This window comes from Streptomyces sp. NPDC048420 (assembly GCF_040651535.1).
GTDB lineage: Bacteria > Actinomycetota > Actinomycetes > Streptomycetales > Streptomycetaceae > Streptomyces.
Genome location: NZ_JBEZKG010000036.1, coordinates 1 through 11,750 on the forward strand (window position 1 = coordinate 1; position 11,750 = coordinate 11,750).

Sequence of the window (11,750 nt, forward strand, 5' to 3'; positions counted from 1 at the left end):
CACCTTCACGCCCGGCTTCCCACCGGCCGACGGGTCACCTTCACGCCCGGCTTCCCACCGGCCGACGGGTCACCTTCACGCCCGGCTTCCCACCGGCCGACGGGTCACCTTCACGCCCGACTTCCCACCGGCCGACGGGTCACCTTCACGCCCGACTTCCCACCGGCCGACGGGTCACCTTCACGCCCGACTTCCCACCGGCCGACGGGTCACCTTCACGCCCGACTTCCCACCGAGCGTCGGGCCCCCTCGCCGAGCAGCGCGCCCACCTCAAGGCCGGCCACGCCCGCATCGCGTCTTGCGACCGGCCACCCCGGCACGACCCCTCACGCCGGGCACCCCCGCTGTGCGCCGCGCGGCGGACACCCCTCCCGCTCGGACAGCCTCACGCGGCGGAACCCCACCGCCCGCTCACCCGCGCCAAAAGGCACCGCCGCCCGCAACCGACCCAAGCCGCCGGACAGCCCCCGGCCCTCAGACCTTGACGCCCTTGGTCCGCAGGAAGGCGACCGGGTCGATGGCCGAGCCGTAGTTCGCGGTCGTACGGATCTCGAAGTGCAGGTGCGGGCCGCTGGAGTTGCCGGTGTTACCTGACAGGGCGATGCGCTGCCCGGTCTTGACGATCTGGCCGACCTTGACGTTGATCCGGGACAGGTGGGCGTACTGCGAGTACCTCCCCTTGCCGTGCTTGATCACTATGGCGTTGCCGTAAGCGGGGCCGTCACCGGCACCGTTGGAGCCCGCCTTGACGACGGTCCCGCCGTGCGCCGCGACGACCTTCGTCCCGCTCGGCACGGCGAAGTCCTGCCCGCTGTGGGTGGACTGCCACATGCCGCCGGACTGCGCGTAGCTCGCGCTGAGCGTGTACTTCTTCACCGGGTCGACCCAGGAGGCGGACGACGGGGCGGCCGAGGCGACTCCGGCCCCCAGCACAGCCGACGCACCCACGGACGCGGCCATGACGGCAACCCGGGTGCGGAGCAGGGACGTACGGGAGGAGCGGGGGGAGACGCGCTGGAACATCAGAACCTCATGAAGCCGGGGACAGGAAACCACCCGGCGCACGGCGGCGACCGGATGGGGCATCCCTTGGTACCCCGGGTTCCAAAAACCCCAAAACACACGATCTACGACGGCCAGTAGTAAACAACATTGGACGACGATCCGGACACTTCGCATACAAAGCCCCTTTAGTGCCCGACCTCTCCACTACTCCACCTAGTAACGGACAAATCGCCTGTGCGGCACATCACCGGCATCCAAGATCGACCACCCCCGGAATGTGACGGCCGCTACGTTGCACGTCCCTATCCACCTACCAACCAGTAACCCTACGGTTCCCCTCGCGCCACCCTCGCCCCCGAACATGCACCAGACAACGGCATACGGACGTGAGAGGACCCCCACGAAAATGAGAAGCCGACGCCCCTGGGCGCGCCGCACAACCGTGAGCATCGTTTCCGCAGCCGCACTCGTCGCCCTGGCCGCACCCGCCGAGGCCGCGACCACCACCACGAGCAGTTCCACGACCGCCGCGGCCGCCGCCGTCGACTACGCCACCTGGCAGACCGACTGCCAGACCGTGATGAACCAGGCACTCCCGTACCTGAAGTCCCGTATCGCCGCGACCAGGCCCGGCGAGAAGCAGGCGATCGTCTTCGACATCGACAACACCACCCTGGAGACGGACTTCGGCTTCAGCTACCCCTCGCCGGCCAACAAGCCCGTCCTGGAGGTCGCGAAGTACGCCCAGGAGCACGGCGTATCGCTGTTCTTCGTGACCGCCCGCCCCGACATCATCTACTCGTTCACCGACTCCAACCTCAAGCAGGTGGGCTACCAGGTGAGCGGTCTGTACGTCCGTAACTTCATCGACCTGTTCAAGGACGTCGCCGCCTACAAGACCGCCCAGCGCGTCGACATCGAGAACAAGGGCTACACGATCATCGCCAACATCGGGAACAGTGCCACCGACCTCTCCGGCGGTCACGCCGAGAAGACGTTCAAGCTCCCCGACTACGACGGCCAGTTGTCGTAGCCGCCCGTTAGGCTCCATCCGTTCGCACGACACACGGGGGTGGCGGATGGAGCCTGCGGTACTCGGCAGCAAACTGGCGTCCGGTCTGGTCAGTCAGCTGGTGCGGAGACTCTTCCGGCCGGATGGGCCGGGCGCAGGGCTGGTCGACAAACCGGTCCGGCTGAAGGACCTGGTGTCCTTCCGCGGCGAGAAGCACACGCTGGGCGACAAGGACGTGCACAAACTCGCCGAACACCTGGTCCGGCAGGCGGTCGACTCCCCCGGCGAACCACCCTTCAGGACCGGCGAACAGACCGCCGTCGCCGACGCCCTGGCCCGTCGTCTGCTCGCCCTCGGCGACCTGGACATGGACGACATCCAGGCCGTCCGCCTCGGTCACCGCGAACTGGCCAGGAAACTGCACGACAAGGCCCCCGCGCCCGACGGACTCTCCACCGACGCCTGCCACTTCCTCGACTCCGCGACGGAGTGGGCCTGCCTCCAGATCCTGGAGTACTTCACCCGCAGGTCCACCTTCGTGGCCCGCACCCTGGTCGAGCAGACCCGGACCCAGGCCGAACTCATCGCCAAGATCGACGAGTTGATCGCCCGCAGCCCCCGCCCCGGCACCCAGGACCGCTCCTTCGAACGCCGCTACCTCCCGTACGTCGCCGACCACCACAACCACATCACCATCTACGGCATCGACCTGCGCGACTCCCCGGACCGCTGGCCCCTCGAAGTGGCCTACCTGAGCCTGGAGGCGACGGCGGCCGAGGAGCGCGGTCTCCCGGACGACCACCCCGGCACTCCTGTCACCGTCCAACTCCCGGCCGAGGAAGCCCTCCTGGCCCACGACCGCGTCCTGCTCCGCGGTGACGCGGGCTCCGGCAAGACGACCCTGGTGCAGTGGCTGGCGGTCACGGCGGCCCGGGACGGCAGCGGTGTCCCGTACGTCCTCCCCCTGCGCTCGTTGATCCGCGCGGGTGCCCTCCCGTCACCGGCGGACTTCCTGAAGGCGGTCGGCTGCCCGCACACCCCGCCCGAGGGCTGGACGGAACGCGTCCTGACGGACCGCCGCGGCCTGATCCTCGTCGACGGCCTCGACGAGATCCCCGCCGCCGACCGCAACCGCACGCGCGACTGGCTGCGTTCCCTGATCCAGGCCTTCCCGGGCAACCGCTGGCTCCTGACCTCCCGCCCCACCGCCGTGCGCCCCGACTGGCTGGCGCGGGAGGGCTTCCACGAACTGCTCCTGGTCCCGATGCGCCGCACCGAGGTGGCGACCTTCGTCCACCGCTGGCACACGGCGGCCCGGGCCCCGGAGTACGAGGCCCCGCTCCTGGACTCCCTGCGCACCAAGCGCGACCTCGCCCGCCTCGCCACCAACCCCCTGATGTGCGGCCTGATCTGCGCCCTGCACCGCGAACGGCGCGGCTATCTCCCCACCGGCCGCAAGGAGTTGTACGACGCCGCCCTCACGATGCTGCTCGCGCGCCGGGACCGGGAGCGGGGCCTGGGCACGGCGGACGAGGTGGAGCTGGGCGAGGAAGCCCAACTGGAGCTGCTCCAACGCCTCGCGTACGCCCTGGTGTTGAGCGGCCGAACGGAGATGGACACCGAGACGGCCGAGGGCATCGTGGAGCGCTGCCTGCCGACGATCGGCCAGTCGGGCGACGCCCGGCCCGTACTGCGGTCCCTCGTGCTGCGCAGCGGCCTTCTGCGCCAGCCCTCCGACGGTGTCGTCGACTTCGTCCACCGCACCTTCCAGGACTGTCTGGGCGCCCGGTACGCCGTCGAGGAGGGCCACCTCGACGTCCTGATCAGCCACGCGGACGACACCCAGTGGGAGGACGCGATCCGCATGGCGGTGGCCTACGCCAGGCCCCGGGAACGGGCCCTGCTGCTACGGCGGTTGCTTGCCCGGGACAACGCGCGGCTGACCCTGCTGGCACTGGCCTGTCTGGAACACGCCGTGGCGGTGGACCCAGAAGTGCGGACGGCGGTGGAGAGCCGGGCGGGGGCGCTCATTCCGCCACGGTCGAAGACGTACGCGAGGGCCTTGGCGGATGCCGGGCCGCTCGTTCTGGAGCTGCTGCCCGGCCCCGAGGGCCTGACGGACGAGGAGGCACTGGGCGTCACCATCACCGCGTCGCTGCTCGGCTCGGAGGAACCCGAGGGGGCACTGGCGGTGCTGCGCAGGTTCCGCTCGCACCCGAACCTAGACGTACGGCGGCAACTGGCTGGCACCTGGGGCCGTTTCGACACCGAGGAGTACGCGGCGGAGGTACTGGACCACCTGAACCGGCGGGGCCTCATCGCCGTCTGCGAGTCGGCCGAGCAGCGGGCGGCCCTGGCCCGGACGGGGCCCTGGCGCGGTCTCGCCTTTCGCGGGGACCATTCCCTGGAGGACATCCTGGCGGTCGTACGGAGGGCCGACGAGGTCTCCGTCCTGGAGCTGCGGCAGAACCCGCGTCTGACCGACCTGACCCTGCTCCTGTCGTTCTTCTCCCTGCACGGCCTGTGGCTGGTGGGCTGCCCGGCCGCCCACGGCCTGGAGAACCTCGACGTGCTCTCCCTTTCCGAGCTCACCCTCCAGCAGATCGCCGATCCCACAGGCCTGCGCTCGATGGACTCGCTCCGGCGGCTCTCGCTGACGCAGGACCTGCGCTGCGACAGCCTCACCGACGTCCTGCCGGTCGACTCCGCGCTGGAGTTCCTCTTCCTGGGCCGCAGCACCACCAACCGCCCCGGTCTGCGCGGCCTGGAGCACTGGAGCAGCCTCAGGGAACTCGGCCTCGGCCCGCTGTCGGCCCCTCTCGGCGCGGCCGACTGGCGATCCGTCGCCGCTCTCCCGCAGCTGACGGACCTCCACGTCAACGGGCGGTTCGTCACGGACTATCCGGACTCCATCAGTGCCATGCCCGAACTGCCGGAGATCGAGTCCCTCCGCGTCCCCGACATGCACGGCGCCGAGGATCTCTCCGCCCTGGCCGCCCGGCTGCCGGGACTGCGCCGAGTCACCCTCCAGGCCGTCCGCTCCCAGGACTTCCCCGCCATCCGGTACGCCGACGTCTTCCCCGGCGCCGTCGTCGACGTGGTCCGGCCCTGAGACGGCGAAAGGGGCCGGTGCTCCGAAAAGCACCGGCCCCTCACTCGACGTGTCCCCGCGGGGCTACGCGTCCTTGCTCAGATTCGGCCCGGCCCCACCGGCCGCCTGCTCGATCGGCGGAACGTCCGGCAGCGCCGACTTCTCCTCGCCGCGGAAGGTGAAGGTCTGGGTCTCGCCCTCGCCCTCCGTGTCCACGACCACGATGTGACCGGGACGCAGCTCGCCGAAGAGGATCTTCTCCGAGAGCGTGTCCTCGATCTCCCGCTGGATCGTGCGACGCAGCGGCCGCGCGCCCAGGACCGGGTCGTAACCCTTCTTGGACAGCAGCTCCTTCGCGGACTGGGAGAGCTCGATGCCCATGTCCCGGTCCTTGAGGCGCTCGTCCACCTTGCCGACCATGAGGTCGACGATCGAGAGGATGTCGGCCTGGGTCAGCTGCGGGAAGACGACCACGTCGTCGACGCGGTTGAGGAACTCGGGCCGGAAGTGCTGCTTGAGCTCGTCCGAGACCTTGTTCTTCATGCGCTCGTAGTTGGACTTGGTGTCGCCCTGGGCCGCGAAGCCCAGGTTGAAGCCCTTGGAGATGTCCCGCGTGCCGAGGTTGGTCGTCATGATGATGACCGTGTTCTTGAAGTCCACGACCCGGCCCTGGGAGTCGGTCAGGCGACCGTCCTCCAGGATCTGCAGCAGCGAGTTGAAGATGTCCGGGTGGGCCTTCTCGACCTCGTCGAAGAGGACGACGGAGAACGGCTTGCGGCGGACCTTCTCGGTCAGCTGGCCGCCCTCTTCGTAGCCCACGTATCCGGGGGGCGAACCGAAGAGCCGCGACACCGTGTGCTTCTCGCTGAACTCCGACATGTCGAGGGAGATCAGCGCGTCCTCGTCACCGAAGAGGAACTCGGCGAGCGCCTTGGACAGCTCGGTCTTACCGACACCGGACGGGCCGGCGAAGATGAACGAACCACCGGGACGCTTCGGGTCCTTGAGGCCCGCACGCGTACGACGGATCGCCTTGGACAGCGCCTTGACGGCGTCGACCTGGCCGATGACCCGCTTGTGGAGCTCGTCCTCCATGCGCAGCAGACGCGAGGACTCCTCCTCGGTCAGCTTGAAGACCGGGATGCCGGTGGCGGTCGCGAGGACCTCGGCGATCAGCTCGCCGTCGACCTCGGCGACGACGTCCATGTCGCCGGCCTTCCACTCCTTCTCCCGCTTGGCCTTGGCGGCCAGGAGCTGCTTCTCCTTGTCGCGGAGGGAGGCGGCCTTCTCGAAGTCCTGCGAGTCGATCGCGGACTCCTTGTCGCGGCGGACGCCGGCGATCTTCTCGTCGAACTCGCGCAGGTCCGGCGGCGCGGTCATCCGGCGGATGCGCATCCGGGAACCGGCCTCGTCGATCAGGTCGATCGCCTTGTCCGGCAGGAAGCGGTCCGAGATGTACCGGTCGGCCAGGGTGGCGGCCTGGACCAGCGCCTCGTCCGTGATGGACACCCGGTGGTGGGCCTCGTACCGGTCACGCAGACCCTTGAGGATCTCGATCGTGTGCGGCAGGGACGGCTCCGCGACCTGGATGGGCTGGAAGCGGCGCTCGAGGGCCGCGTCCTTCTCCAGGTGCTTGCGGTACTCGTCCAGCGTGGTCGCACCGATGGTCTGCAGCTCACCACGGGCCAGCATCGGCTTCAGGATCGAAGCCGCGTCGATGGCGCCCTCGGCGGCACCCGCACCGACCAGCGTGTGGAGCTCGTCGATGAACAGGATGATGTCGCCGCGGGTGCGGATCTCCTTGAGCACCTTCTTCAGGCGCTCCTCGAAGTCACCGCGGTAGCGGGAGCCGGCGACCAGCGCGCCGAGGTCCAGGGTGTAGAGGTGCTTGTCCTTGAGGGTCTCGGGCACCTCGCCCTTGACGATGGCCTGGGCGAGGCCCTCGACGACGGCGGTCTTGCCGACGCCGGGCTCACCGATCAGGACCGGGTTGTTCTTGGTACGGCGGGACAGCACCTGCATGACCCGCTCGATCTCCTTCTCGCGCCCGATGACCGGGTCGAGCTTGGACTCACGAGCGGCCTGGGTGAGGTTCCGGCCGAACTGGTCGAGGACCAGGGACGTCGAGGGGGTGCCCTCGGCAGGCCCGCCGGCGGTGGCGGTCTCCTTGCCCTGGTAACCGGAGAGCAGCTGGATGACCTGCTGCCGCACCCGGTTGAGATCTGCGCCCAGCTTGACGAGGACCTGGGCGGCGACGCCCTCGCCCTCGCGGATCAGGCCGAGCAGGATGTGCTCCGTGCCGATGTAGTTGTGGCCCAGCTGAAGAGCCTCGCGGAGCGACAGCTCCAGGACCTTCTTGGCACGGGGGGTGAAGGGGATGTGCCCGGACGGGGCCTGCTGGCCCTGGCCGATGATCTCCTCCACCTGCTGGCGGACCGCCTCGAGCGAAATCCCGAGGCTCTCAAGGGCCTTGGCGGCGACACCCTCACCCTCGTGGATCAGGCCCAGGAGGATGTGCTCGGTGCCGATGTAGTTGTGGTTGAGCATCCGGGCTTCTTCCTGAGCCAGGACGACAACCCGCCGCGCGCGGTCGGTGAACCTCTCGAACATCGTTAATCGCTCCTCAGAGCGGTCAGGCAGTGGGGGGAACTTCCCCTCCCTGTCCTTCCGCAGCTTAGTCCCGCAAGCGGGGACCGCTCATTCCAACTGCCGACACCGTCGATGGCCTCCTGACCCGTGACGCCGACATCTGCTCCAACCCGATGGTGCGAGACGATGTTCCCGCAGGCCAGGCAGTTACCCCACTCGCCAGTACGCCGATGGCGAACGTGAGACGGCCCTTCCTGCGTGTCGCCCCCTCCCACTAGGGATGTCTTACCCGCTCGGACTGACAGTCCATGCCGCGCGCCCCCCGTCCCTCCGCTATGGGCGAACAACCTTGCGCCGTCCCGAACCCCCGCACGCCCCCATTTCGGCCACTCTGCGCACACGTAGGTACACCCAGCGTAACTCGCACGCTTCTTCAGCGGTTGCTCTTGTCATGGTTGGCAGCCACCTCCCTCTCAGTACGGACGTCACCGCGATCCCGCTCCCCCGTCGACCCCTCGACGCCACCGCCTACGACGACGATCCGGTCCGCCGCTGGTACGCGAACGAACTGGGCTGGCCGACGGTGCCCGCGAGCACCCCTGGTTCTCCGGTACGGCTGCGCACGGGCCTGCGCTTCGACGTCCTGGACGTGCCGCTGGAGGCGGGCCGGGCGGCTCTGCGCCACCTCGCCGACGGTTCCCCGGTGGCCGTACGGGGCGACCGGATGCGGCTGCTGGTGGCGGCGGGCAGCGCAGAGGAGCTGCCGGGAATCCTGGAGTGGCTGGAGTGGACCTCGCTCCCCCTCGACCTACGAGCAATCGGCGCGAACGACTCCGTCACGGCACCGGTGCTGCCGCGGAAGACGCCGGGCGGGCATGACAGAGGGTCCCGAGGCCCGGACGGACCGACGGGACCGGCGGGGGGCGGGGCACCGGGAACAAGTGGCCTCACGGAGCCGACACGGCACCGGACACCGTGGCCTGGCGCGTGCACGGAGCCATCGCCGACGTGGGGAACGACCGGAGCCACGGGAGCGACGCGGGACCGGACACCGGAGCCGGACAGGTACGCGGAGCGATTGTCGGCGCAGGGATCGAGCGGGTGTACAGAAGCGACGCGGGACCGGACACCGGAGCCGGAGGGGTGGGCGGTGCAGTCGTCGACCGCGCGGAGCCGGGTGCCGGGGCCGGACGGGGCCGGCGAGGAGTCATCGGCGTCGGTGGCGGGCCGGCTCGTGGCGGCGGCGCTCACCGGGCCGGGCCGTGGTGCCGGGGCGCGGCCTCTCGTCCTGGGCCGCCCGGGCGCCCTGCAGGGGGCCGCCGTATGGCTGCGGCCCCCCGAGCCTGGGTGCGAGGTCGAGGCCTCGCTGCCGACGATGTCGGCGCTGGGGGGCGGTGGGGGCGCCCCCGATCTCGTACGCGTCGTGGACACGGTGGCAACGCAGTGCCACCGGCTGCGGCTGCGGCGCGCGCGGCCGTAAGCCTTCGCAGGCCATGGCCTTCGTGGACCTTTCGATCAGGCGTTGGCCTTCTCGTAGGCCTCGCGAATGCTTGCCGGAACACGGCCGCGGTCATTGACCTCCATGCCGTTCTCCTTTGCCCAGGCACGGATCTGAGCGGTGTCCTGGCTGCCGCCGACAGCCGCCCGCGCCTTTCCACGCCCGCCCGAAGCGCGACCTCCGGTACGACGACCACCCTTCACGTAGGGGTCGAGAAGGCCACGGAGCTTGTCCGCATTGGCGGTCGTGAGATCGATCTCGTATGTCTTGCCGTCCAACGCGAACGTGACGGTCTCGTCCGCCTCGCCACCGTCGAGGTCGTCGACAAGAAGGACCTGAACCTTCTGTGCCACCGGATTTCCTTTCATCGTTATATGCAGTACTGCACTACGTCGGAAAGCAAACCGCTTTTCCTGGAAAAACACAAACCCCCGGGAGAGACCGACTGGGACCTCTCGTCCGGAAACATGCGCGTTTCGGACATAGGGAACCTGGGCAGAGCCGATCGACCGAATCCCCGACGATCACAGATGCAGAAGCATCCGACTGTTGCCCAAGGTGTTCGGTTTCACTCGTTCGAGACCGAGGAACTCCGCCACGCCTTCGTCATAGGAACGCAGCAGCTCCGCGTAGACATCGGTGTCGACGGGTGTCTCACCGATCTCGACGAAGCCGTGCTTGCCGAAGAAGTCCACTTCGAAGGTGAGACAGAAAACGCGACGAACGCCGAGCCAGCGGGCGGTCTGCAACAACTTCTCCAGCAACTGATGCCCGACACCGGCACCCCTCAGGCCCGGCTTCACCGCGAGAGTGCGCACTTCCGCGAGGTCTTCCCACATGACATGCAGGGCGCCGAAGCCGACCAGCTCGGCGTTGTCGTCGCGCTCGGCGACCCAGAACTCCTGGATGTCCTCGTAAAGCGTCACCGTCGCTTTGTCGAGGAGGATGCGGTCGTGGACGTAGGAGTCAAGGAGCCGACGGATGCCGGCGACATCGCTGGTACGGGCCCGCCGGACCGTGATGGCTTTTGCGGTGACTTCGGGGTTCTCGGCGGAGGGGCTCTTCGCGGACATGAGCGGACGCTATCGCCCGCCGCCCCGCGATGCCGAGTCGGGGTTCTCCACGGACGGCCCCTGGACCATGCGTACGGCGTCCCGCAGTGCCAGTCGCTGTTCCTCGCTCATCATCCCGAAGAAGGCGACGAGAGCGGCGGCCGGGTTGTCACTCTGGGACCAGGCGTCGTTCATCAGTGCGGCGGCGTAGGCGGCCCGTGTGGAGACCGCCTCATATCGATAGGCCCGGCCTTCCGCCTCACGGCGCACCCAGCCCTTCTGATGGAGATTGTCCAAAACGGTCATCACGGTGGTGTACGCGATGGACCGTTCCTGCTGAAGGTCTTCCAGGACTTCTCGAACGGTGACCGGGCGGTTCCACTTCCACACCCGCGTCATGACCGCGTCTTCGAGTTCTCCCAATGGGCGAGGCACAGCTCAGCACAATAGTGGGAGATCCGGCTATCGGCGTGACGGACGTGCACTTTCGGTGCCAAACGGCAACAAAAAGGGCGTACGACTCGGAAAGCGGGGCGGCTCGGAGAGTCGTACGCCGGGAGGGCTCAGGCGTCGAGGGGCTCAGGCGTCGGAGCCGGAGGGCTGCTTGGCGGCCTCCGCGCGCGCGAGCACGGCGTCGACGGCCGCGTCCTCCTTGGCCTTGTTCGCCCCGCCCTGGGTCTTCACGATCACCCGGATCACACCGATGAAGAACACGGCCATGACGACCGGGGGCACGAGCGCGGAGACATAGTCCATGCGTCCAGGGTAGCCACGGGCGGTAGGACATCTCGGGCGGGGTGCGGCCAAGGGCGGGTTCAGCCCGCGGCGAGCTGCTGCGGCGGGCTCGTCGAGGGCGGAGTCGGTTTGCGGCGCGGGAACACCTCGCCGGGGGTGGGGATGGGGCGGGTGGGTCTCGGCGCGGCGGGCGCCGGTTTCTCCGCGGGCTTCACCGGGGGCTTGGCCGGCTCCTTCCGCGGTTCCCGCTGCGGGTCCTTGGCGTCCTGCTCCGCCGGGCCGTCCTGGGCGGCGCCGGAAAGACCGCCGGAGAGGCCCCCAGGCAGCGCCAGGAGGCGCGTACGGGAGGCGGGGACCATAGGGGCCGTCGAGACGCGCCGGGCGGTCGTGGCGCCCGCCAGACGGGTCCGTACGTCCCGTTCGGCCAGCATCTGGCAGCGGATCAGCAGCGCCGCCGCGACCGGGTTGCCGCGCAGCGCCCGGAGCGCGGCGAGATCGTCGGGGTCGGGCCGGTACCCGGCACCCAGAGCCTCCTCCAGGAGCGTGAGATAGCCGGCGGCGGTGCCGGGCAGCGCGGCGCGGTACCGGCCGAGGTCGGCCACCAGGAAGGCGCGCAGCCGAGCCCCCTCACGCACCGCCTCGTCCAGGGACTCGGCGAGACGATGGCAGTCCTTGATGTCCTCGGCCGAGGCGGGGGCGGGGTGAAGGGCGAGGGCGAGAGCGCGGCGGAGCACACGCAGCTCCTCCACGCCGAACGCCATGCCGCCG

Annotated in this window: 9 protein-coding genes and 2 pseudogenes; 4 read left to right on the plus strand and 7 right to left on the minus strand. The window is 69.3% G+C overall.

Annotated elements, in window-relative coordinates; translation table 11 throughout:
• Positions 1 to 474: 474 nt before the first annotated feature.
• Positions 475 to 1,023 (minus strand): M23 family metallopeptidase, encoded by a 549-nt coding sequence (locus AB0D34_RS41695; protein WP_362672030.1) that lies wholly within the window; start codon positions 1,021 to 1,023, stop codon positions 475 to 477.
• A 388-nt stretch (positions 1,024 to 1,411) separates the two neighbouring features.
• Between AB0D34_RS41695 and AB0D34_RS41700 the strand changes: the two genes are divergently transcribed.
• Together AB0D34_RS41700 and AB0D34_RS41705 are read left to right on the plus strand one after the other, a co-directional pair.
• On the plus strand, positions 1,412 to 2,038 hold the full coding sequence (locus AB0D34_RS41700) for an HAD family acid phosphatase (RefSeq protein ID WP_362672033.1): 627 nt from the start codon (positions 1,412 to 1,414) through the stop codon (positions 2,036 to 2,038).
• Between the two features lie 46 nt (positions 2,039 to 2,084).
• The gene (locus AB0D34_RS41705) at positions 2,085 to 5,129 is read left to right on the plus strand and encodes an NACHT domain-containing protein (protein WP_362672035.1); all 3,045 of its coding nucleotides are present in this window, start codon (positions 2,085 to 2,087) and stop codon (positions 5,127 to 5,129) included.
• 63 nt (positions 5,130 to 5,192) lie between these two features.
• Here the strand turns inward: AB0D34_RS41705 and AB0D34_RS41710 are convergent, their stop codons facing one another.
• A complete protein-coding gene (locus AB0D34_RS41710; RefSeq protein WP_362672038.1) occupies positions 5,193 to 7,718 on the minus strand; it encodes an ATP-dependent Clp protease ATP-binding subunit in 2,526 nt (841 codons plus the stop codon).
• 430 nt (positions 7,719 to 8,148) lie between these two features.
• Between AB0D34_RS41710 and AB0D34_RS41715 the strand changes: the two are divergent.
• Both AB0D34_RS41715 and AB0D34_RS41720 read left to right on the plus strand, forming a co-directional pair.
• Positions 8,149 to 8,550 (plus strand): annotated as a pseudogene (locus tag AB0D34_RS41715) (SCO3374 family protein); the annotation flags it as partial.
• Positions 8,551 to 8,991: 441 nt separating this feature from the next.
• Positions 8,992 to 9,177: pseudogene (locus tag AB0D34_RS41720) on the plus strand (hypothetical protein); the annotation flags it as partial.
• Positions 9,178 to 9,212: 35 nt separating this feature from the next.
• Here AB0D34_RS41720 and AB0D34_RS41725 read toward each other — a convergent pair.
• The 5 genes from AB0D34_RS41725 to AB0D34_RS41745 form a co-directional block, all read right to left on the minus strand.
• Positions 9,213 to 9,548, minus strand: a complete 336-nt coding sequence (locus tag AB0D34_RS41725) for an Lsr2 family protein (RefSeq protein ID WP_362672040.1) — start codon at positions 9,546 to 9,548, stop codon at positions 9,213 to 9,215.
• A 171-nt stretch (positions 9,549 to 9,719) separates the two neighbouring features.
• On the minus strand, positions 9,720 to 10,268 hold the full coding sequence (locus AB0D34_RS41730) for an amino-acid N-acetyltransferase (RefSeq protein ID WP_362672043.1): 549 nt from the start codon (positions 10,266 to 10,268) through the stop codon (positions 9,720 to 9,722).
• Between the two features lie 9 nt (positions 10,269 to 10,277).
• Positions 10,278 to 10,670, minus strand: coding sequence for a BlaI/MecI/CopY family transcriptional regulator (locus AB0D34_RS41735; protein ID WP_362672045.1), 393 nt, complete (start codon positions 10,668 to 10,670; stop codon positions 10,278 to 10,280).
• Between the two features lie 156 nt (positions 10,671 to 10,826).
• Positions 10,827 to 11,003 (minus strand): hypothetical protein, encoded by a 177-nt coding sequence (locus AB0D34_RS41740; RefSeq protein WP_362672048.1) that lies wholly within the window; start codon positions 11,001 to 11,003, stop codon positions 10,827 to 10,829.
• A 59-nt stretch (positions 11,004 to 11,062) separates the two neighbouring features.
• Positions 11,063 to 11,743: a hypothetical protein gene (locus tag AB0D34_RS41745; protein ID WP_362672169.1), complete on the minus strand. Its 681-nt coding sequence runs from the start codon at positions 11,741 to 11,743 to the stop codon at positions 11,063 to 11,065.
• Positions 11,744 to 11,750 lie beyond the last annotated feature (7 nt).